This window comes from Ilyomonas limi, from assembly GCF_005233845.1.
Lineage (GTDB): Bacteria > Bacteroidota > Bacteroidia > Chitinophagales > Chitinophagaceae > Ilyomonas > Ilyomonas limi.
The window spans coordinates 1-23,781 of the sequence record NZ_SZQL01000005.1; the positions used below are offsets into that span (position 1 = coordinate 1).

At 42.4% G+C, this 23,781-nt stretch carries 19 protein-coding genes and 2 tRNA genes; 13 read left to right on the top strand and 8 right to left on the bottom strand.

Translation table 11 applies throughout. The annotated features are described in order from the left end of the window. The coding region (locus tag FC093_RS07670; RefSeq protein WP_137261183.1) for an SPFH domain-containing protein at positions 1-762 on the bottom strand (762 nt) is incomplete at its 3' end. 553 nt (positions 763-1,315) lie between these two features. Here FC093_RS07670 and tnpA point away from each other — a divergent pair. From tnpA to FC093_RS07715, 9 genes are all read left to right on the top strand, one after another. Beyond that, positions 1,316-1,762, top strand: a complete 447-nt coding sequence (tnpA, locus tag FC093_RS07675; RefSeq protein WP_137261184.1) for an IS200/IS605 family transposase — start codon at positions 1,316-1,318, stop codon at positions 1,760-1,762. 431 nt (positions 1,763-2,193) lie between these two features. Beyond that, a complete protein-coding gene (gene sufB, locus FC093_RS07680) occupies positions 2,194-3,678 on the top strand; it encodes a Fe-S cluster assembly protein SufB (RefSeq protein WP_137261185.1) in 1,485 nt (494 codons plus the stop codon). Positions 3,679-3,714: 36 nt separating this feature from the next. After that, entirely contained in the window at positions 3,715-4,473 is a 759-nt protein-coding gene (gene sufC / locus FC093_RS07685) for a Fe-S cluster assembly ATPase SufC (protein ID WP_137261186.1), read from the top strand. 12 nt (positions 4,474-4,485) lie between these two features. Then, positions 4,486-5,796: a Fe-S cluster assembly protein SufD gene (gene sufD / locus FC093_RS07690; RefSeq protein ID WP_137261187.1), complete on the top strand. Its 1,311-nt coding sequence runs from the start codon at positions 4,486-4,488 to the stop codon at positions 5,794-5,796. A 34-nt stretch (positions 5,797-5,830) separates the two neighbouring features. Then, entirely contained in the window at positions 5,831-7,075 is a 1,245-nt protein-coding gene (locus tag FC093_RS07695; RefSeq protein ID WP_137261188.1) for a cysteine desulfurase, read from the top strand. Beyond that, on the top strand, positions 7,072-7,509 hold the full coding sequence (locus FC093_RS07700; protein ID WP_137261189.1) for a SufE family protein: 438 nt from the start codon (positions 7,072-7,074) through the stop codon (positions 7,507-7,509). Before FC093_RS07695 ends, FC093_RS07700 begins: the two co-directional genes overlap by 4 nt. Next, positions 7,506-7,820 carry an iron-sulfur cluster assembly protein gene (locus FC093_RS07705; protein WP_137261190.1) on the top strand — a complete coding sequence of 105 codons (315 nt, stop codon included), beginning with the start codon at positions 7,506-7,508 and terminating at the stop codon, positions 7,818-7,820. Before FC093_RS07700 ends, FC093_RS07705 begins: the two co-directional genes overlap by 4 nt. Before the next feature lie 47 nt (positions 7,821-7,867). After that, on the top strand, positions 7,868-8,350 hold the full coding sequence (locus FC093_RS07710; RefSeq protein WP_137261191.1) for an RrF2 family transcriptional regulator: 483 nt from the start codon (positions 7,868-7,870) through the stop codon (positions 8,348-8,350). Positions 8,351-8,418: 68 nt separating this feature from the next. Next, positions 8,419-9,453 carry a hypothetical protein gene (locus FC093_RS07715; protein WP_137261192.1) on the top strand — a complete coding sequence of 345 codons (1,035 nt, stop codon included), beginning with the start codon at positions 8,419-8,421 and terminating at the stop codon, positions 9,451-9,453. Between the two features lie 52 nt (positions 9,454-9,505). Here FC093_RS07715 and FC093_RS07720 read toward each other — a convergent pair whose 3' ends face one another. Beyond that, a complete protein-coding gene (locus FC093_RS07720; RefSeq protein WP_137261193.1) occupies positions 9,506-10,198 on the bottom strand; it encodes a sulfite oxidase-like oxidoreductase in 693 nt (230 codons plus the stop codon). A 97-nt stretch (positions 10,199-10,295) separates the two neighbouring features. On the opposite strand from FC093_RS07720, the gene FC093_RS07725 reads away from it, so the two are divergent. After that, positions 10,296-10,547 (top strand): hypothetical protein, encoded by a 252-nt coding sequence (locus FC093_RS07725; protein ID WP_137261194.1) that lies wholly within the window; start codon positions 10,296-10,298, stop codon positions 10,545-10,547. 516 nt (positions 10,548-11,063) lie between these two features. Here the strand turns inward: FC093_RS07725 and FC093_RS07730 are convergent. The 6 genes from FC093_RS07730 to FC093_RS07755 all read right to left on the bottom strand — a co-directional run bounded on the left by FC093_RS07730 (position 11,064) and on the right by FC093_RS07755 (position 14,962). After that, positions 11,064-11,258, bottom strand: coding sequence for a hypothetical protein (locus FC093_RS07730; protein ID WP_137261195.1), 195 nt, complete (start codon positions 11,256-11,258; stop codon positions 11,064-11,066). A gap of 415 nt (positions 11,259-11,673) precedes the next feature. Beyond that, positions 11,674-11,745 (bottom strand) — tRNA-Arg (locus tag FC093_RS07735). Positions 11,746-11,789: 44 nt separating this feature from the next. Next, entirely contained in the window at positions 11,790-12,284 is a 495-nt protein-coding gene (gene ispF, locus FC093_RS07740; protein WP_137261196.1) for a 2-C-methyl-D-erythritol 2,4-cyclodiphosphate synthase, read from the bottom strand. 68 nt (positions 12,285-12,352) lie between these two features. Then, positions 12,353-13,528 carry a type IX secretion system outer membrane channel protein PorV gene (porV, locus tag FC093_RS07745; RefSeq protein ID WP_240743237.1) on the bottom strand — a complete coding sequence of 392 codons (1,176 nt, stop codon included), beginning with the start codon at positions 13,526-13,528 and terminating at the stop codon, positions 12,353-12,355. Between the two features lie 444 nt (positions 13,529-13,972). Next, complete coding sequence (aat, locus tag FC093_RS07750) at positions 13,973-14,647, bottom strand: leucyl/phenylalanyl-tRNA--protein transferase (RefSeq protein WP_137261197.1); 675 nt, start codon at positions 14,645-14,647, stop codon at positions 13,973-13,975. Positions 14,648-14,656: 9 nt separating this feature from the next. Continuing rightward, positions 14,657-14,962: an ATP-dependent Clp protease adaptor ClpS gene (locus tag FC093_RS07755; protein ID WP_137261198.1), complete on the bottom strand. Its 306-nt coding sequence runs from the start codon at positions 14,960-14,962 to the stop codon at positions 14,657-14,659. A gap of 107 nt (positions 14,963-15,069) precedes the next feature. On the opposite strand from FC093_RS07755, the gene FC093_RS07760 reads away from it, so the two are divergent. The 3 genes from FC093_RS07760 (at position 15,070) to sov (ending at position 23,548) form a co-directional block, all read left to right on the top strand. Then, positions 15,070-15,144 (top strand) — tRNA-Val (locus FC093_RS07760). 476 nt (positions 15,145-15,620) lie between these two features. Continuing rightward, on the top strand, positions 15,621-16,208 hold the full coding sequence (gene ruvA / locus FC093_RS07765) for a Holliday junction branch migration protein RuvA (RefSeq protein WP_137261199.1): 588 nt from the start codon (positions 15,621-15,623) through the stop codon (positions 16,206-16,208). Positions 16,209-16,249: 41 nt separating this feature from the next. Continuing rightward, positions 16,250-23,548, top strand: coding sequence for a T9SS outer membrane translocon Sov/SprA (gene sov, locus FC093_RS07770; RefSeq protein WP_240743239.1), 7,299 nt, complete (start codon positions 16,250-16,252; stop codon positions 23,546-23,548). Positions 23,549-23,781 lie beyond the last annotated feature (233 nt).

Genomic DNA, 23,781 nt, shown 5'->3' on the forward strand with positions numbered 1-23,781 from the left:
TTTCAATACTTTTTGATACTCCACATATTCAGGCGTGAGTGCATTTTGTTTTTCCCGGATAGCACGCGCTTCACTCAATGCACCAATTACAAGCACAGCACTGTCGCGCTTCGCTTCTATAATATCATTTTCCGCTTTGGCACGTATGGCTTTCTGCTCATTTTCTATTCGCAATGCCTGTTGTATCGCATCGGCTTTGGCGGCAATGGTAGCTGCCAGTTTCTCATCGGGCTGCAAACCGGAGGTAAAGGTGGAAACGGTGAAAAAAGGAGATAGTTTTTTATTCAGTCCACTTACAATGGCAGCGTCGTACAGTGATAGATTGTTCAATATACTATCAACGGTAAAAGTGTTAGTTACTTCGCGGATGGTAACAGATACCGCATTTTTCAAATAACCTTCTTCCAACTGGTTGAGCGGCAGCCGGAAAGTTTGAAACATAGACCCTACTTCGCCAGGATTTAAATTGTAGTTAAACGAAGGATGTACGGTAAAGATGGTTCCGCCCTTGGAAGGAACTACAAATGGCTCATACTCCTTGTGCTGCTGAAAGGTGGGGAACTCATAAATGCGGCTGATAAAGCGGCTGTAGAATACCCATCCCGTTACATACTCAGTTTTGGAAACACCCCGTTCGCCGCCGGCATTATTTACCTTAATGCCTACATTACCGGCATCAATGCGCTCGCAGCCCACAAAAGAAAAGAAAAAGACGACCACTGCAACAATGGCTGCAGCATATAAAAGCCGTTTAGTGTTCATGACTGTGTTAGTTTTTATGATTGAAAAAAGACTTAAATACAATGAATAAAACAAGCAGTGAAAAGGTAATAAGGGTAATACCTAAATAGAATTTTGACCATGAACTATAGTTCAGCAGGTCAACAGAGCTATAAATAACAAGTAGTGCAAATACAAGCAGCACCACTCTTTCAAAAGGTTTCATAACTGTAAAAATTCATAACAGCAGTATCAGTGGTAAAAACAAGTTCGAACATCTTCTTTAGTGGTATTACAGTAAACAGCCGGCGCAATTACTATAATACCTTACAAATGAATACGCTGTTAAATTGGGCGAAAAATAGATAATTTTTTTAGGAAGGAGTATGAAAAAAAGATTATAAAATAAGGTGCCTGACTAAAGAAGTTTTTATTTCCTACTGGCGCAAATGCCCATTATCAACGGTTTATGTTATAAAGTGCAGTATTGCATTCATAATCCGTCTTGGTTCTTGTTTGTGATTTCCCGCTGTATCTAATCTCTTGGGGTTAGTTCCGCGAAGCTCTGCTTCGCCTTTGGTATTATCTTTATGTAGTGAGTGAATATATCCATAAGAGTCATAATGTATCAGTTTTATTGTATCATTATGTATGTCCTGCCAAGTATCGCAGGGTTGTATTTTCAGAAGCGGTTGATGGAAGTTTAAAAGAAGTATGCCTTGAGATTTCAAAACGCTACGAGATGGAGTTCATTGAGATAGGAATGGATAAGGATCATGTCCACTTTTTGATCCAAAGTGTTCCTGCGATGAGTCCAACACAAATCATCCGGACTGTCAAAAGTATCACAGCCAGAGAGATTTTTAGATTGCATCCGGAAGTAAAACAAAAGCTTTGGGGTGGGGAGTTTTGGACGAAAGGATACTACGTAAATACCGTAGGCAGACATGGAGATGAAAATACCATTCAGCACTATGTCAAAGCGCAGGGAGCCGAAAAAGAATATAAAAGGATTCACCAACAGCAGCTAAGGCTGTTTTGATACCTCGTCAGCTTGCTGCGAGGTAGTTCATTACATTTTCAATATAATTTACCATTGTTCATCACTTACAATTGCCATTGGATAATAGAGCATACTGATTGTTGTAACGAAGATTCATGAGTGGTAAATCTTATTTCCGAAAGGGGATAATTTTTATTGAAAGATGCTTACGATATACCCGTAGCCCTCTCTTAATTATCTTTTATGTAATCTTAGACAAACCATTTTACCCATTTTACCCAGCCCTAATTCCGTTTTGGTAATACGGTTATGGTTCCGGTTGAAATAAATTTTCTCCTGGAGCACTTCCTCCCGCAAACCTCTATGCTGGCGTGCATTTGTGGGTACTTTTATTAGCGCTATCGGGAAAATTAAGGAAGGTTTTTACTTCTGTTTATACTTTTTTGTACAAACAGTGGTACCTTTGCCGCATGAAATCAGAAGATGTTTTAGAGCCTCAACTGGAAGCGCTTGATGAAGACCTCCTTACGATACACGACACTGTGAATCAGGAGTATAAATATGGCTTTGTCACTCAAATTGAAGCCGACTCTGCCCCGAAAGGGCTTACTGAAGATACCATTCGCTTTATCTCCGCCAAAAAAAATGAGCCGGAATGGATGCTGGAATGGCGGTTGAAAGCCTTCGGGCATTGGCAAAAAATGGAAGAGCCGCATTGGGCAAACCTGCATTATCCAAAAATTGATTATCAGGATATTATTTATTATTCTGCTCCAAAGCAAAAGCCAAAAGTAAATAGCCTTGATGAAATTGATCCTGAGCTGAGAAAAACGTTTGAAAAGCTGGGCATTTCTCTCGAAGAGCAAAAGCGGCTAAGCGGCGTTGCAGTGGATGCTGTAATTGATAGTGTTTCCATTGCTACAACGTTCAAAGAGCAGCTCGGAGAACTTGGAATCATTTTCTGCTCGATGAGTGAAGCTGTTAAAAATCATCCTGATTTGGTTAAACAGTATTTAAGCTCTGTTGTTCCAATTACCGATAATTATTTTGCTGCATTAAACGCTGCTGTATTTAGCGATGGCTCCTTTGTGTATATTCCAAAAGGCGTTCGTTGCCCTATGGAATTATCCACCTATTTCCGCATTAACGCCGAGAATACCGGTCAGTTTGAAAGAACGCTGATCATTGCCGATGAAGGTGCTTATGTAAGTTACCTCGAAGGTTGTACGGCGCCTATGCGTGATGAAAACCAGTTACACGCAGCCGTAGTAGAATTGATTGCACTGGACAATGCAGAAATTAAATATTCAACTGTTCAAAACTGGTATCCCGGCGATAAAGAAGGCAATGGCGGCATCTACAACTTTGTAACGAAGCGGGGAATTTGCCGTGGGGTGAATTCAAAAATTTCGTGGACACAGGTAGAAACCGGTTCTGCTATTACCTGGAAATATCCGAGCGTGATTTTAAAAGGCGATAATTCAACCGGCGAATTTTATTCCGTAGCCGTAACCAATAACCACCAGCAGGCAGATACCGGAACAAAGATGCTGCATCTTGGCAAAAACACAAGAAGCCGCATTGTATCAAAAGGTATTTCCGCAGGCTTTAGCAATAACAGCTACCGTGGCCTGGTGCATGTTGGTAAGAATGCCACCAATGCAAGAAACTTCTCTCAGTGCGATTCGCTGTTATTAGGTGATAAATGTGGTGCGCATACGTTCCCATACATCGAGGTGAAAAATAATACCGCTGTGGTTGAGCACGAAGCAACCACTTCAAAAATTGGGGAAGATCAGATATTCTATTGCAACCAAAGAGGTATTAGTACCGAAACAGCAGTAGCATTAATCATTAATGGTTTTGCCAAAGAAGTGATGAACAAATTGCCAATGGAATTTGCTATTGAAGCACAAAAACTGTTAGCAATTAGCCTGGAAGGTAGCGTAGGATAATTCATCAAAATATACTAAATAAGAAATAAGATAAACATGCTTTCGATAAACAATTTACATGCACGCATTGAAGAAAAGGAAATTTTAAAAGGAATTAACCTGGATATAAAAGCGGGCGAGGTGCACGCAATTATGGGACCAAATGGTTCGGGTAAAAGCACATTGGCTTCTGTACTGGCCGGACGCCCTGAGTATGAAGTAACAGGCGGCTCCGTTGAATTTTTAGAAAAAGATCTTTTGGAATTATCGCCGGAAGAAAGAGCCGGCGAAGGCATCTTCTTAGCCTTTCAATACCCGGTAGAAATTCCGGGATTAACAACCACCAACTTTATTAAAACTGCGGTAAATGAAGTAAGAAAATACCGTGGACAAGCGCCTTATGATGCTGTACAGTTTTTAAAGCTGATGCGGGAAAAAATGGCAATGGTAGAGATTAACCAATCGCTGTTAAGCCGTTCATTAAATGAAGGTTTTTCCGGCGGTGAAAAGAAGCGTAATGAAATTTTCCAGATGGCAATGCTGGAGCCAAAGCTTGCCATTCTTGATGAAACGGATTCCGGGCTGGATATAGACGCCATTCGCATTGTTGCTAATGGCGTTAACAAACTTCGCAACAAAGACAATGCGGTTTTATTAGTTACGCACTATCAGCGCCTCCTCGATTATATTGTTCCCGATTTTGTGCATGTGTTGTATAATGGTCGCATTGTAAAATCGGGTACCAAAGAACTGGCTTTTGAGTTGGAAGAAAAAGGGTATGATTTTATCAAAAACGAAGTAGCTCAGGAAGCATAACCAAGGAGGAACATGAACACGATTGAAACAATAAAAGAAAGATACCAACAACTGCAATCCAATAATGGCAGCAGTGTATTAACGCCTATTGAGCAACATGCGTTCAATACCTTCAATACCTTGGGCATACCAACGGTGAAAAATGAAGAATGGAAGTACACCAGAATCAATGGTGTATTCAATAAGGAATATGCTTTTAATCCCGAAGATATTTCTGCTTCCATCTCTGAAAGTGATTTAAATGCTATTCGCTTTCCCGGTGATGAAAAAACAAATGAACTGGTTTTTGTTAATGGTTTGTATTCAAATGAACTATCTACCATTCATTCAGAAAATCTCACCGTTATTTCGTTGGAAGAAGCCACAAAGAGTGAATACCGGGAGCTTGTTTTACAACATCTTGGGCATAGCAGCAAATACATTAACGATGGATTGAATGCGCTGAATACTGCATTTGCCGCAGAAGGTGTTTTTATTCATGTTAAAAAAGGAGATATTGTTGAGCATCCGGTGTATATCTATAACATTATTGATGCCCGTTCAGCCAACATTCTTGCTCAGCCAAGAGTGCTTATTTATGTTGGAGAAAATGCACAGGTAATTTTTGCCGAAAATTATGCAACATTTGGCGCTGCGGAAAGCTTCACCAATCAGGTAACCGAAATTGTTGTTGAAAAAGATGCATTGGTTGAATATTATAAAATTCAAAATGATGCTGCACACACCAACCAGGTAACCACCACGCATATTCGCCAGATAGGCAAGAGCCTGGTGAATACGGTTACTGTTTCGCTGGATGGCGGCATTGTTCGCAATAACCTCAATATTGCCATGGAAGCGGAATATTCCGAATCCCACTTCTTTGGCTTGTATTTTTTAAAGGGGGCTACACATGTAGATAATCACACGGTAGTTGATAATGTAAAACCGCATTGCCAAAGCAATGAATTGTACAAAGGTGCTGTGGATGATAACGCAACAGCCGTATTCAACGGAAAGATTTTTGTGCAGAAAGATGCCCAAAAAACAAATGCCTATCAATCCAACAAAAACCTGCTACTTTCTAATAATGCCACGGTTAATACAAAGCCGCAGTTGGAAATTTTTGCCGATGATGTAAAGTGCTCACATGGCTGTACCGTTGGGCAACTGGATGAAGAAGCCTTGTTTTATCTCCGCTCCAGAGGTATCAGCGAAGCAGCAGCAAAATCGTTGTTGATTCATGCTTTTGCTGTTGATATTCTCGGGCACATCAAACCAGAGGCTATTCGCCAGCATGTGGATGAACTGATTTCCAGGAGATTAGGAGTGGAAATAGAATAATACCAATTTTAATTCACGAATTATACGAATTAGAATGATTGAAACAATTGAAATAGATAAAGCTTTTAATGTTGCGGCAGTACGCAAACATTTTCCTGCGCTTCAGCGGGAAGTGAAGGGGAAACCATTGGTGTATTTTGATAATGCTGCAACCACGCAAAAACCGCAGGCAGTAATTGATGCGTTGGTAAACTATTATAGTCATTACAATGCAAATATTCACCGCGGCATTCATACGTTAGCCGAAGAAGCTACTGCTGCATTTGAGGCTACCAGAGATACTGTTCAGCAATTCATTAATGCAGCAAGCAGGGAGCAGATCATTTTTACAGGTGGGGCAACGGAAGGAATTAACCTGGTAGCGCAAACCTGGGGAAGACAAAACATAAAAGCCGGTGATGAAATTATCATCTCCAGCATGGAACATCATTCCAACATTGTTCCATGGTATATGTTGGCGCAGGAAAAAGGTGCGGTTCTTAAAATCATTCCTATCAATGAGGATGGTGAGTTGATGATGGATGAATTCCATAAGCTGCTTTCTGAGAAAACAAAACTGGTTTCTATTGTACATGTGTCCAATGTATTGGGAACGATCAATCCTGTAAAAAATATCATTGCAGGCGCGCATTCGGTGGGTGCAGTTACTTTGGTAGATGGCGCCCAATCAACTGTTCATTTGGATATAGATGTGCAGGATTTAGACTGCGATTTTTTTGTTTTCTCTTCTCATAAAATTTATGGTCCAACAGGGGTTGGTGTGTTGTATGGTAAAAAGGAGTTACTGGAATCTATGCCGCCATACCAGGGCGGCGGTGAAATGATAAAAGATGTGTATTTCGATGCCATTACCTACAACGACCTTCCTTATAAATTTGAAGCAGGCACGCCCAACATTGCCGATACCGTTGCTCTCAAAGCAGCATTGGATTTTACAAAATGGATTGGCAAACAAAAAATTCGCGAACATGAAAATGAATTGCTCTGTTATGCTACAGAACAATTAATGCAGATTGAAGGTTTAAAAATTATTGGCAACGCAAAGAATAAAGTGAGCGTGATTTCTTTTGTAGTGGAGAAAGTACATCCGCAAGATTTGGGAATACTGTTGGATAACAGAGGCATTGCCGTGCGTACAGGACATCATTGCGCACAACCGTTGATGGAGTGTTATAAAATTCCCGGCACTGCAAGAGCATCGTTTGCCATGTACAATACGAAAGAAGAAATTGATAGTTTAATTACGGGTTTGCAAAAAGTAATTAAGATGTTGTTATGAGTGAGCATAAGACAATAGATGAAATTGAAAATGAGATTGTAGAGGAGTTTTCTTTGTTTGATAACTGGGATGACCGATACGAATACATCATTGACCTCGGAAAAAAATTGCCGCCAATAAAAGAGGCATATAGGAGAGATGAAAATAAAGTAAAAGGCTGTCAATCCTCTGTATGGCTGGTTGCTCATTACAACAATGGAAAAATTTTTTACGAAGCCGACAGTGATGCAGTAATTGTAAAAGGATTGATCAGCATGCTGATACGGGTTTTATCCGGGCAAAATGCCGATGATATTGTGAACGCGAAGCTGGACTTCATTAATAAAATTGGCATGATGAATCATTTGGCTCAGACAAGATCAAATGGTTTATTATCTATGGTAAAGCAGATGAAAAATTATGCCCTGGCTTATAAACTTAAAAATGTAGTATGATAGAAGCAGACGTTTTAAGAGATAAGGTGGTTGAATGTTTAAAAACCATTTTCGACCCCGAAATCCCGGTGAATATTTATGATATGGGATTGGTTTACCGGATAGACATTCTGCCAATCAATAATGTGCAGATCACCATGACGCTGACGGCGCCAAGCTGCCCGGCAGCGCAATCTTTGCCGGTAGAAGTAGATCAAAAAGTAAAAGAAATAGAAGGCGTGAATGATGTGCATGTTGCAGTTACATGGACTCCTTCCTGGGATAAAAGCATGATGTCGGAAGAAGCACAACTGGAACTTGGATGGCTGTGATAAGACAGGATTGTATTTAACTAACGATTGATATTTACACATTAATAATGAAAATAACTGCACAGGAAGAATATGGTTTGCGTTTGTTGGTGCGGATTGCCTCCTGCAACAATGCCAATGGCATGAGCATTCCGCAACTGAGCGAAGCAGAGGGCTTGACGCCGCATTATGTGGCGAAGCTCACCCGCATACTACGTTTGGCTGGTTTCATCAAAAGCACTCCTGGCAATATAGGTGGGTATCTATTAGCTTTACCTGCAAAAGAAATCGTCATTAATAATGTGCTGAAAGCTTTAGGCGGACCGTTATATGATAACGGCTTTTGCGGCAATCATGCAGGTACCATGAAATTATGCACCCATTCTGTTGATTGCTCTGCCCGTTCCCTTTGGCAAATGATTCAATATACGATAGATCAGTTGTTGGATAAAGTGACACTTTATGATCTGATTAATCCTGAAAAAACTTCTGCGAAAATTTTAGAACAGTTACTTATCAATGGTATAAAAGATGAACAGGTTGTTGAATAGACTAATGGAATAATTGCTACAGTAACAAGCGTTGATTAGTTTTACATTGCGCAGTAAAAAACCAAGTTTTGAAAACATTACTTTTCTTATCCATCTTTTTATGTACAGGTGCTTTTATCTGTGTTTATTCCCAGCCTGCCTCCACAAACCCTTTATCACCGGCTGATCCCAACCTTACCCTCTTTGGCCGTGGTATGTATCCGGGTGATGATTCTACTTATACGATGATAAAAGCCTCTGGTTTCACAACGGTTATCCTATCCAGCTTTTACATACATGCAGACGGTGATGTGTATTCGGGCGATGATAGCAAGAACCCCATCATTCACAATGGTGAATATGTTGGCAATGCGACATGGCTGAAACGTGTAGCCTCTTTAAAACAGTCACCTACAACGGTAACACGCATCGAAATTTTATTGGAAGGCAGATGGTATAACCAACCACCTAACACATATGATTTTATAAAAGATTGGACTGATACGACTACAAAAGGAGTACCTGCAACCATCACCACAGGAACCGGCACCAACAGTACTTTGTACAACATAAGCAAGGTGCTGAAAGACAAGATAGGCGTAGATGCGGTTTGCATTGATGATGAATCGGTATATGACAGCCCGTCTATTATCCAATTTGGAGAGATGATTGGTAAACTCAATATGCACATGACCCTATGCCCGTTTACCCGTAAGCAATATTGGAAAGCTATTATTGACGGATCACAGCGTGGATTGGTAGATGCTGTTTATTTACAATGTTACGATGGCGGAACTCGTAATACCCCTGCGCCATGGCACGATAGCTTGGCAACCAATATTCCCGTGTATCCCATATTTCTCTGCCGCGGAGCTTTTGATAAATGCGCTACCAACCATAATAGCAAAACGCCCGATGAGATAAAGTTGGAAATGGTACGGTTTAAGAAAGATTATCCTGCTATGAGCGGTGGTGCCATCTGGCAAATGGCTGACGTAAAAAACTATATAAAAATGGGGTGTTCTGCTAAAGAGCCAGCATCCGGCAATGCTACTTCTGTAAGCGAATATCTTAAACAGTTAAATACAAGTTTAAAGGAAGGCTTGCAGGGGATGAATAAATAGATTTTAGAAAGGGCAATCCTGTAAATAATGTTTAGTATATACGCCCTCACTTTTAACTGTATCTATCATTCCGCCAGGGGTAAGCAGTGTTTGAGTAACCTCTTTTTTCCCAAAAGCCCAATCGGTTTGCTGTCATAAATTCAATACGGTTTATCCACTTCGCGCCTTTCCATGCATACAGTTGCGGTGTTATCATCCGCACTGGCCCACCATGCTCTTCGGGTAATGGCATTCCTTCTACGGTATGCGCCAGCAGTACATCCGGCTTCAATGCCTCCTCCAGCAATAGGTTGGCACTATAATCATCATAGCCATAACACATAATGTGCGTAGCCTGCTCCTTTGGCTGCACCAGTGCTGCCAGGTCCATCAGCCGTACCCCTTTCCAATTCATATTCAGTTTTGACCAGGTTGTTACACAATGAAAGTCGGAGGTGCCTGTTGTTTGTGGTAGTGCCATAAATTCCTCCCACGTTAGCACCAAGGGATTTTCCACCGCGCCATCAATGGTAAGTCGCCAGTCTTGTAATGGTACTTCAGGCTGCTCACCCAGGTCCAGTACCGGCCACTTTGTTGTTACTACCTGCCCTACAGGTATAGCCGGCATACCATGGCGGTTAAGCGGTCCGCTGCCCAGTGGCTTATTATCAGCTATAGAAGGCGTTAGCTTCATCTTCTCTTCAAAGCGGGATTTCAATTTCATACGGGCTTCTATCACCCGTTCTTTTTTGCCTTCGTTTTCCATACATTGAAAATACGCATTTGTTTTTTGCAACGAGTAGTATGTGCCTGAATGAATGCTTTTGCTCAACAGGTTTTGGTTATTAAGACATATGCAACACATGGAAGTAGGAAGATTAATAAATACCTTGAACCCACAAGTATTTAAAGCCTTACTTACCAAAATTGACGATACAAAACAAACGGCTGCACAAGACCTTTCTAAAATCCCAGCATTATTTGTAACATTCTGCCGGACGAAAGACTTGGATCCAAATCATTTAATGTATATCCACAACAGAGAATTGGCTGTTATGTCTAAGCGGCTCTTTATTGCTGATATGATTGCTATGTATGATCCCCCTTTATATTGATCACTACTCTAATGTGCTTCGTTATCGTTTAAGAGAAGCAATAACTACCGCAATTGGCACTTCCGCACCTTGGTTTCTAAGGTTACTCAGGACTCAGGATTTGAATATCATAAATTAAAAGGCTTTGCAGCAGAGCTACAGCAAACAATTATGCTGCTGAAGATAAATTATGACTGCCTCTGCTATTTGCAGGCGGCAGCTTGAGATTGTTTATCAGATGATGAAGTGAGTAACATTACTTTTGCCGCCCAAATGAAGGTACAGATTATAAAAGTAGCTTCTCGCCTGAGCATATCAACTCCTCAAGAGCATGAAGCCCTGTGCTTTACTCATGTTTATGCTTTTGCTTCTGCTTAAAAATCTTTCTTATCTCAATAAGTATAAAAGTTGACACTAAGGCAAATACGACAGGCATGGCCGATAAATAAAACAGGAGACTTTGAGCGATGAATTTCAGAAGATCAATATTGGTTCCTAAGCCAAATAAACATGCCAGGAAATAAAATGCCTCGCCACTCAGTTCAGATTCCATTCAGAAAACCTACCAAACTTTCTATATGTGCCTTTGCGCTCTTGTGGCTTGTCTTTGTCCTCAACTGGTTTGGCTTTAAACGGCGCTCTGAACCGGATAAATAGAATATAAATGAATAAGACGAGTATGCCAATAACAATAGCTACCGAATACACGATGTGCAGTGTGATGAATTTCATAGCAAGCGGGGATTTTAGATACTGATTCCTATGGGAATATGACAATAAAAATGATGCCAAGTAGGAAGTCTTTTATAACACAAGCAAAGTAGGTACATGTTGGTGATCCCTTCCAATCACCCGTTGTACTCTCCGGTGAATGGACTTATAGGTAATGGAACGAGGAAATTTTAAAATCAAGGTATCGTTTCCGCGCTGTGGCTGGCGCAGCAGGTAATTAAAACTTTACAGCAATGCTTTATCTTGTTTCATAGATACTTTATTTATCAAACTGATACATTAACTAAAATATGCCTGTCATAATAAACAAACAAACTTTAGACGCTTATCATTGAATTAGCCAACTATTCAGCCATCTGAGTAAGCTGTAAACAAAATAAGAGATTGAATATCAACCCCTTATTTTATGTTTATGTGGTCTTGTCAGGAATCGAACCTGAATCAAAGGCTTCGGAGACCCTTATACTATCCATTGTACTACAAGACCGGGCTGCAAATGTAATTATAAACACATACGATAATAAATCCCTTTTAAAAAAGCAGCTTATTTTTCTCAATCAATACCGTAGCATACGCCATCACGCCTTCTTCACGACCTACAAAGCCCAAGCCTTCGGCAGTGGTGGCCTTTACCGAAATGGCATCTTTTTCTACTTTCAAAATATGCGCTATTACTTCCTGCATTAGAGGTATATAGGGCTTTATTTTAGGCGCCTGCAGGCAAAGCATACAATCTATGTTAATAACGGTGTAAACATGCTGTTCCAGCAACTCCATCGTGCGTTGCAGTAAAATTTTACTGTCAATATTTTTAAACTCCTGCGAGGTATCGGGGAAGTGGGTGCCAATATCGCCCAAACAGGCTGCGCCAAGCAGTGCATCGCATATAGCATGAAGCAATACATCGGCATCGCTGTGGCCCAAAGCGCCTTTGGTATGTGGTACTAATACACCGCCCAGCCACAAATCCCTGCCTTCCACCAGCCGGTGAAAATCCACACCTTGTCCTATTCTAAGATTACTCATAATACAGATGAAAAAAAGCGAAGGTAACTGCCTTCGCTTTTTGTTTTAATATTTTATGCAAAAGCACTTTATTGTCCGCCAAGCGTGCCGTTGGTTTCATTATCCAGGTCGAACATTAAACTAAAGCGAAGCGTATTTGACAGTGGATTCTGCGTAGTGCCATTGCCACCCGATGGAACAAGATAAGAAAAATTAAACCCAAACACATTATACTTCAAACCTACGCCCAGCGTAAAGTATTTGCGGTTGCCCGATTCTTTTGTTTCCCAATAGTAACCGGCGCGTGCGGCAAACTGGTTGTTGTACCAAAACTCGGCGCCCAGTGATAGTGAATAGCTCTTATTATCAAACGACTTAAACCAGCTTTCAAATACGCCCGTGCTGCGGTAATCATCAATCTTTTGCTGGTTGGGTATAGAGTCTGCCGGATCAGAACTTAATACCGGTGGAGCAGGTACTAATAAGTGGTTCAAATCGGCTGCTAAAGTTATCTTGCTGTCTTCATCAATAAGGCTGGTATAAGCTGCACCAATGGCTATATTGGCAGGTATAAAATCCTTTGCCTGTGCATTATTGGTATAACCAATTTTGGCACCAAGGTTAGTAATAGCCATACCCCAGGTAAAGCCTTTGCCGTCTTCATCCAATCCACTGTGATACAAGCTAAGGTCGCCGGCTACGGAATTGCCGGCGCGGTAATCGGTACCACCAATAGCACCGGAAGCCAGGCTGGAATTGATATAGCGCAAAGCCACACCGAGGCTAAGCCGGTCAGATAATTTGCGGGTATAGCCAAAATCCAGTCCAAACTCGCGGGGGCGTTGGCTGCCGAGCGAATTGCCGTTATAATCCGTAAATTCTATTTGGCCCAAATTAAAATATCGCAATCCAACATTAATAGCCTGTTCATCGTCTATCTTGTAGTATCCCGCTAAGGAAGCAAGATACACATCCTGGGTTATTTTGCGCAGCCATGGCGTATAGGTGGCAGATATCTGGGTTCTGCTTTGGGCAAAGGGAATTTTTGCCAGATTGGAAAAACCAGAGTTGGCATCGGGCAACGTAGCAATACCAGCCTCGCCCATACCACCGGTGCGCGCATCGGGCGATACGCGCAAAAAAGGCACCGCCGTAGTTACAATGTTAATTGTACTGCCATCGCCTGTAGTTTGCGCGCGGGCACAAAAAAATCCAAAACATACCATAGCTGTAAAAGCAGCAGTAAGCAGTTGTTGTAGCTTCATCAGAGTTTACTTTTTTAGATTGAAACAGTAGTGTGCTGCCAGTGGTGCATAGCAAAGTAAGCAACAAACAATAAGCAGCAATGATACGGGTAGATATGTTTCGATAAAAAAAATTATAGTCAGTCAATAAACAGTGCAATCTATGCAGTAGCGCAAAGATGCTGTTTTTTTACATTACTTATCCATTTTAATATAACGCTGATATATTAAAATATTTTATGCCGGTTAATAATAAATTTCCTGGTTGTATAAATTTTTTACTGTTCCAGCGGGCGCGGCACTTACCGATAGCAGCCTGCCGGATGGTTAAACACCCTCTGAGATAACGGTCAATTATTTTAAGTTTATACAGGAAATAGTGTAAAAAATTGATTGCTATTTTAAATTATTTCAGATTCCGACGGGTAAGGATATCTGTAGAATATGGCTAATAAAGCTGTAGGGTTAAACATTCCCCTGTAGAGGATAGGGGCTTTGAACATTTTCTTTCAACACTTTTATAAATGCCTCGCGGCTTATCATTCCTGCACCCAGACTTTCCAGGTGTTGCGTATAAACCTGGCAATCTATCAATATCACCCCTTCTTTTATCAACTGTTGCACATAACTAATAAAAGCATATTTGCTGGCATTGCTTTGCAGGCTGAACATGCTTTCGCCAAAAAAAAGATTGCTGAGCCGTATGCCGTACAAGCCGCCTACGAGTTGTTCATCTTGCCATACTTCGGCGCTATGTGCAAAACCCTGATAATGCAAGGTGGTGTATGCTTCTATTACATCCTCGTTTATCCATGTGCCACCTTGCCCGGGACGTTCTATGAGCATACATTGCTTAATGACTTGTTCAAAAGCTGTATTGATAGTAAAATGAAATTTCTGTTGCTTCAGCAACTGCTTCATGCTCTTGCTGATACGAAGGTTATGGGGATATAAAACAAAGCGCGGGTCGGGGCTCCACCACAGCGGCACATCGCCATCATACCAGGGAAAAATACCTTGCCTGTAAGCGAGCAGTAAACGCGCTACTGAAAGGTCTCCGCCAATAGCAAGTAAGCCATCCTCCAAAGCATCGTTTACAGGTGGAAACCATATTCTGCTATCCAGTATGTGCAGCGGCATCAAAAAAGGTTATTTTTCTACAACAGACTCTATGGTGGCCCCAATGCCACGATCGGTTATCGCATCGCGCATAGGCTTTAGGGTATCGTAGTCGCCCTGCTTTACGGCGTATTTGCCTTTGGTATGAATAAGCATGGCGCACTGCTCTGCCTGCTCGGGCGAGTGGTGGCAGATTTCAATCAATGTTTCTATCACCCACTCAAAGGTATTCACCTCGTCATTCCATACAATCAGATGGTAAGGAAATTCGTGCATGGTAAGCACGTCCACATCCTCCTCCTGCTGAGGTTTGAATCCTATGTTTACAACATTCATACTGCAAAATTAGGTTATGAAAATTTATATGAAAAAAGTGTGCTGGTATTTAAAAAAAATTTGGACAAATAAAATGGGCGGTTATCTTTGCACTCCCAATCACAAAAGGGAGCATAGCTCAGCTGGTTTAGAGCATCTGCCTTACAAGCAGAGGGTCCGCGGTTCGAACCCGTGTGCTCCCACAAAGACCCTGCATTTGCGGGGTCTTTTTATTTATATATACTCACTCAATATTCTTTATTCCAGTCTTAAAGACAAGTAGTACGTAGGGTACACAGGTGATGTGCTGAAAGAACGCTTACGGAAGCAAGATTCTAATTTATAAAGGATATACTTGTAATGCGCTGATTAAAAAGCTATTTATACGGAGAAGTATAAAGATAAAAGGCAGGTTATAAGAAAAAAGACAGCAGCTAAATCCTGGAAAAGCAGTAAAAAAATTGAATAATTGGCTGAATAAACGCCATCTTAACTATAACTATATTGGTTTGATTATGCAGGATTGAGATTTATACTTAATAATTAGAAGTATAATTATCGCCCTGTTATTCTTAATACTTTTAAAACCAATTAGTACAACACTTAAAAGTAATCGCCGCTCCACCAAAATAAAATAGGCTGTTTATCATAAAACCATAATTTTGAACCACTAAAGTTTATGATTGCTTTTGTAAGAGGGAATTTTATTATTAAATCGCCGGCGCAGGTAATTGTAGATGTCAATGGCGTAGGCTACGAGCTACAAATCAGCCTGAATACCTACACCGCTATTGCCAACAGCAGCAGCGGCCAGTTGTCCACATATCTGCACATTACCGAAAATGCGCAAACGCTCTTTGGTTTTCATGATAACCGGGAAAAAGAGTTATTTCTGCAGCTCATCAGTGTTTCTGGCGTAGGTGCTTCTACGGCGCGCATGATGCTCTCGGGTATGAAGCCCGATGAAATAGTAAAAGCTATTGTGCAAGGCAATGTAAAGCAGTTGGAAAGCATAAAAGGGATTGGTAAGAAAACTGCCGAAAGGCTCATTGTAGAACTTAAGGATAAATTAAGCAAGGGAAGCACTGCAAATCTGGATGCTTTTGTACCGCAAAGCAATACTATCGAGGTTGATGCGTTAAATGCACTAACCTCACTTGGTATTGGCCGGCCGCTGGCAGAGGCAGCCTTAAAGAAAGCCCTGAAAAACGCAACATCCAATACCCCCTTGGAGGAATTAATAAGAATATCACTAAAAAACATGTAAGCTTATAAGGGAAAATTCTACTTCAACAGAGCTGACTGAAATTGGGCTATCAATCTTTTTTATTTCGCGTTGTATTATTTACAGCCGGTGTGTGGTGCTGCTTACAGGCTGCGGCGCAAACCGCTGCCGATACATTGCGTCCATTATCCAAAGACTCGCTGCATTACCCTTTTAATGACAGGCGCGGAGACCGTTTTACTTATTCTAACCGCAATCCGTTTTATTTAAGTGATACCGGCATTGTAAAACAGGATATTCAATACGATCCTAAAACAAAGCAGTATTATATTATAGAAAAAATAGGCAACTCATATTATCGCAAGCCTACCTATTTAAGCTTTGATGAATTTTGGAAACTGCAAAATCAACGGGCAGAGGAGGCGTATTTTAATGAGCGTGCCAAAACACTGGACTGGCTTAATCGCAGAGCACAGCGTCCGCCTATGCAGGTATATAACACTTTGTTCGACCGTATTTTCGGTTTGGATTCTGCTGGTTTAAAAGTGTCCATCAAGCCGCAGGGAAATGTAGACATACGTCTTGGTTATCAGGGGCAAAATATTAAAAACCCAACACTTTCCGAAAGAGCGCGCAAGAATGGCGGCTTCGATTTTGACATGGATGCCAACATGAATGTGATGGCCAACATTGGCAACAAGTTAAAGCTGCCTATTAACTATAATACCCTCGCCAATTTCGACTTTGAAAACCAGCTAAAACTTGATTATAAAGGCAAGGACGATGAAATTTTAAAATCAATAGAAGCCGGTAATATCTCCTTCCAAACCAAAGGCACACTCATGAGCAGTGTGCAAAGTTTGTTTGGCTTGAAAACCCAGTTGCAGTTTGGCAGGCTGTTCATTACCGCTGCTTTGGCTAATGAACGCTCGCAAAAGCAATCCATCACTTTGCAGGGCGGTGGCTTATCGCAGCAAATTAATAAGCGGCTCGATGATTATGATGAGAACCGCAACTTTCTCATGGCGCAGTATTTTAGAAAGAATTTCAACAATGCCATGCGCAGCCTGCCGGTGGTAAACAGTCAGATACAAATACAGCGCATAGAAGTATGGGTTACCAATCATACCGGCACTACTACGCAGGCGCGGGATGTAGTAGGTTTTATGGATTTGGGTGAAAATCAGCCTTATAATCAAAATATTCACTCTATCACCAGCGAAAGTTTGCCACAAAACAATGCTAACGATTTATATTCCTTCTTAACTGCTAGTGCAGTCAACAGAAATCCGTCTGCCATCAATAGTGTGTTGGTTGCAAAAGGGTTAAAGCCGGTGGAGGATTACGAAAAAACATTTGCCCGCCAGCTTTCGCCTAATGAATACTTTTTTAATCCGCAGGTGGGTTTTATTTCGCTTTACCAGCAATTGCAGCCCGATGAAGTGCTTGCCGTGGCATACCAGTATTCTTACAACGGCAGGGTATATCAGGTGGGGGAGTTTTCGCAGGATGTGGCGGTAGATTCTTCCAACCAGGGCGTGCAAAAAGTACTGTTTTTGAAATTGTTGAAAGCCACTTCGCAGCGCGTTAATTTGCCTATCTGGCAGTTGATGATGAAGAACGTGTATTCGTTAGATATGTCGGGTGTAAGCCAGGAAGATTTTAACCTGAATGTTTTTTATCAGGAACCCAGCGGCGGACAGAAGCGTTACCTGCCCGAAGGGGATCAGAATGCGATCGGTACACCGTTAATTTCTATTTTACGGGCAGACCGGCTCAATAACCGCAACGACCCAATGCCAGATGGCCAGTACGATTATGTGGATAGTTTTACTGTTTTATCGCAACAGGGCAAAATTATTTTTCCGGTACTCGAGCCGTTTGGTAAAGACCTCGATTCATTTGCCTTTAGCAATCAGCCGCCGAATATTAAGGACAAATACGTTTACTACCAGCTATACGATTCCATCAAAGCCATTGCGCAAACCTATGCCAACCTCAACCGCTATGTATTGTATGGAACGGTAAAAGGCTCTTCTAATACCGATATTTATTTGGGTGGTTTTAATATTCCGCAAGGCTCCGTTGTCGTCACGGCTGGTGGGCAAATATTGCAGGAAAACAGCGATTATACCGTTGACTACAATTTAGGTACGCTTAAGATTATCAACCAGGCAATTATCAACTCGGGCGTGCCGGTAAATGTGCAGTTTGAAAACAATGCCACTTTCAATATCCAGCAGCGCAGTTTTATTGGTTTACGGGCAGATTATCTGGTCAATAAAAACCTGAGCCTTGGAGCCACAATGGAGAAAATTAATGAGCGGCCATATTTCACCAAAATGAACTACGGCGAAGATCCCATCAGCAACAGTATGTACGGCGTGGATTTTAACTATCGCGCCGAGTTGCCGGGGCTTACACGCCTGTTGGATAAATTGCCCTTTTACACCACTACTGCTGCCAGCAACATCAATGCGTATGGCGAAGCGGCGTTGCTGAAACCGGGACATCCGCAGCAAATAGGTAAAGGCAATAATGGCCTGATTTATATTGATGACTTTGAAGGTAGCACCAGCAATGTGGACTTGCGTTATCCGTTAGTTTCCTGGACACTTGCCTCCACGCCGCAAGGTACTGCCCGTTTTCCCGAAGCTACCCTCACCAACGATCTGGCATACGGCAAAAACAGGGCAAAACTCGCATGGTACAATATTGAGCCAGTACTGCAGGATAAAAACAGCCCAAGCAACCCGCTACGCAGAGACCTGAATGCACTCAGCGACCCGCGCGTTCGCCCGGTATATACCAATGAACTTTTTCCGCAACGCACTACCAACATCACCGATGTGCAAAGCACTACATTTGATATGGCGTATTATCCCACTGATCCGGGACCATATAATTACGAAACCAACCCATCAGAAATTTCGGGCAGCGGCAAGCTGCTAAACCCGCAAAAGCGTTGGGGCGGTATTATGCGCAGCATAGACCAAACCGATTTTGTAACCAGTAATGTGCAGTTTATTGAATTTTGGATACAAGATCCGTTTATTAAAAATCCAACCAGCACCGGCGGTAAACTGGTTATTAACCTGGGTAATATCAGCGAAGATATATTGAAGGATGGCCGTCGGTTTTACGAAAACGGGTTAAGCACGCCTACGCAGCCGGCGACAGTAGATACCTCCTCGGTATGGGGCAAAACGCCGGTAAACCCCATTCAGGTAACCAATGCTTTCAGCAACGATCCTGCCGACCGGCCTTACCAGGATGTAGGTTTTGATGGACTGACTGATGATTCCGAAAAAATTGTGCGCCGTCAATACCTGCAAGATATTGCCACTAACTTTGGTACTGCATCCGCTCTTTATCAGCGCGCCAATACCGATCCTTCCAACGACGATTATTTATGGTATCGCGACAGCCGCTTTGATGCAGCTAATGCCGGCATTCAGCAGCGCTACAAAAATTTTAATAACCCGCAAGGCAATTCGCCGGTGGCTACCAACGCATCGGAGTTTTCTCCGGCAGCTACGTTGTACCCCGATAACGAAGACCTCAACCGTGATAATACGCTCAACGAAACGGAAGAATATTATGAATATGATGTGGAACTGAAACCCGGAATGGATGTAGGTCTTACAAAGTACATTACCGATAAGCGGCTCGTAAAAGCAAAACTGGCGAATGGCGCTGTATCCGAAGAAAACTGGTACCTTTTCCGCGTGCCGATTGATGAATATACGGCTAAAGTGGGTAATATCCCTGATTTCAAATCCATCCGCTTTATCCGTATGTATATGACCGGCTTTGAGGATTCGGTAGTATTGCGTTTTGCAACCATGGATCTCGTGCGCAATCAGTGGCGCAACTTTACCTACGAACTCGACACTACCGGCGCTTACACCCAACTGCCCGAAAACAGCAAGACCAACTTTGATGTACTGGCTGTTAACCTCGAAGAAAACAGTGCCCGCTACCCCGTGCCTTACAAAATCCCGCCCGGCATAGAGCGCGTGCAGGCACTGAGCAATAATGGCATCAACCTTTTGCAAAACGAGCAGAGTATGAGCTTGCGTGTGCAAAATTTAACGGATGGCGATGCCCGTGCAGTATTTAAAACACTCAACCTCGATATGCGCCAGTACGGCGAGTTATCTATGTTTATCCATGCGGAATCGCTGGGTATAGATAATCTGCAGGATGGACAGGTAAATGCAGTTGTTCGTATTGGGCAGGATTTCCTTAATAATTATTACGAAGTAAAAATACCACTGAAAATTACGCGGTGGGGTGCTTCGGATCCGGCTATTATTTGGCCGGAAGCAAACAACCTTGATTTTGCATTAAGTGAACTGGTAAATTTAAAAATACGCCGCAACAGCAGCAATGCACCAATCAACACTATTTACCGCGAAGTGATTGATGGTAAAACATTCTCGGTAATGGGTAATCCTAACTTGGGCGAAGTAAGGGGCTTTTTGATAGGCGTGGAAAATCCAAAAGACGGTAGTACTAGCTCTATTGGTACCGAAGTATGGATAAATGAATTGCGCCTTTCGCACATAGATGAAAGGGGCGGTTATGCAGCGCTGGGTAGAGTAGATATGCAGTTAGCAGATTTGGGTACGCTGTCCGTCTCTGCCAATACCTACTCTACGGGCTGGGGCGGCATAGAGCAGCGCGTAAATGAACGGGCGCTCAACAGCATGGTGCAATACGATGCGGCATTGGAAATAGATGCCGGCAGGTTGCTGCCCAAAAAAGCAGGCATCACCATACCGGTGTATGCCAGCATCAACAAAACCATTATGATACCGGAGTACGACCCGTATGATATGGATGTAAAGTATAAATACAAGCTGGCGAACAGTAAGAATAGAGACTCGGTACGGAAAGCCGCGCTCGATCAGATGACGGTTAAAACGATCAACTTTACCAATGTGCGATTTGCGCAGCCCACCGGTAATCCAAAATTATGGAGCCTGAGCAATTTCGACTTCACGTACTCCTTTACCCAAATACAGCAGTCTACACCTATCATTAATAAAAATGATATCCGCCGTAATCGGGGTGGCTTTGGATATACCTACAATGGCAATGCCCGGTATAAAGAGCCGTTCAAACGACTTATCCGCAATAACAGTCCGTGGTTTGCATTAGTGAGGGATTTTAATTACAATCTCAATCCTTCGCTCCTGAGCTTCCGGGCAGATATAGACCGGCAGTTTGGTGAATATGTGCCGCGCATTGTAAATACGTACGACAGTAAAGTGGAAAGGGTAGATACCACCTACGATAAATATTTTACGTTTGACCGGTATTACAATGCACGCTGGGACTTAACCCGTAGCCTGAACTTCGACTTTAGTGCCATCAATAATGCACGCATTGATGAGCCATTTGGAAAGCTGGATTCCAAATCGAAAAAGGACAGTATCTGGCGTAATTTCCTGAAAGGCGGTAGAAATACATTGTACCAGCAAAAGGCCACGCTTAGCTACAATTTGCCTTTAAGCAAACTGCCAATTACCGATTGGATAACAGCACGCTACAGCTACAGCGCTACCTACAACTGGATTGGTGCGAGTTTGCTGCCAGGCGCATTAGAAACCATAGGTAATACACTGGAAAACAGTCAGCAAAATAACTTTAATGGTGAGTTTGATTTTACACGTCTGTACAGCAAATCGCGCTGGCTAAACGCAGTAAATACGCCGGCTGCACCCAAAGCGCCCAGTGATAATGAGAATGAAAGTGGAACAGAAAAAACACGCGATAGCAGCCAGCGCACCAGAGCGGAAGTGGTAAAAGGATTAAAAGGTAGAAAAAAGAAAGAAGCTTTGCGTGCATGGCGCCGTCAGAAGCGCGAAACCCGCAAAGCGATGCGCCAGGCCAACTTTAACCAGCCCATGGAAGTAAGCGGACTGGCGCGTACCGGCGGGCAGTTGCTGACTATGGTAAAAAGAGCATCGGTAAACTACAGCGAAAACTACTACAGCCGCGTACCCGGCTATACTGATAGCACGCGCCTTTTAGGGCAAAACTTTAATACCATGCAGCCGGGATTGGATTATGTATTTGGCCGGCAGCCCGATACAAGCTGGCTCAATCAAAAGGCGCGCGAAGGTGTGATAACAAAGAGTGATTCTTTTAATATCTTATTTCGCCAAACGTACGAGCAACGCCTGAGCATCACCGCGTCGCTGGAGCCGATACCAGAGTTGAATATTGATATCAATTTAGAAAGATCGTTCAGTAAAGATTACTCCGAGTTATTTAAAGATACCACCGGAACAGGCGCCAATTTTGGTCATTTAAGTCCGTATGCGAGTGGTGGCTTTAGCGTGTCGTATATCAGTTTTCAGACTTTGTTTGGCAAGCATCGTCCTAACGAGATTTCCGAAACATTTACAAAGTTTGAAGCTAATCGCCAGGCTATATCCAAACGGCTGGCGGCTAATAATAAATATTACAACGGCGGCACTACTGCGGATGGTTTTGCTGCCGGTTATGGACGTTACTCGCAGGATGTATTAATACCGGCATTCCTCGCGGCTTATACCGGCAAAAGTACTGATGAGGTAATGCTGATTAAACAAAGTAATACCTCTATCAAACAAAACCCGTTCAGCGGTTTGAAAGCCTTGCCCAACTGGCGCGTGACCTATACCGGTTTAACTAAAATTCCGGCATTAGCCAACGTGTTTTCCAGCATTTCACTCACGCATGGTTATAACAGTACGGTAAGTATGAACTCTTTTACCAGCGCGCTCAATTATTACGATCCGCTGCACTATGGCTCACCCGGATTTATAGATACCGTTTCGGGTAATTTTGTACCATTTTTCTTAGTGCCCAATTTAACGATACAGGAGCAGTTTAGTCCGTTAATTGGTATTGATGTGACCACAACCAACCAAACAAACTTCAATTTCCAGTTTATTAAGAGCAGGCAGTTGAGTTTGAGCTTGGTAGATTACCAACTAAGTGAAGTAAATAGTACGCAATTTGTGATTGGCGCCAGCATCCGCAAAAAGAATGTAAACCTGCCATTTAAGTTGCCCGGATTTAAAAAGCTGGACCCGAATGCGCCTACTACCAGCGGACTGAACCAGGGCAACGACCTGAACTTGAGGCTTGATTTTTCGATACGCGATGATGCGCAAAGCAATAGCCGCCTCGACCAGCCAACTTCTTACAGTACAGGCGGGCAAAAGGTCATCAGCATACAGCCTTCGCTGGATTATGTGCTGAACAGCCGCGTGAACATTCAATTGTACTTCGATCAGCAGCGAACGATCCCGTATATCTCTACTTCGGCGCCGATTACCACTACCAGAGCCGGACTGCTGATACGGATCTCACTAGCACAGTAAGCAGATTATTTTATATAAAAAAGCCTTTGCATTTGGTGGAAGTGCAAAGGCTTTTTGGTGTAATTGTTTAAGATAAGAAGTGTATGGAGTTGATTATAACTGTAATGAACTTTTTGTTTTTGGGTTGCTGGAATTTATATAGAAGATGATGAGCATTGTATAAGGCTGATGATTCACTATTGCCCATGTGAACGCAAAGCTTTGAAAGTTATCTCCTCAAAATACAACACAAC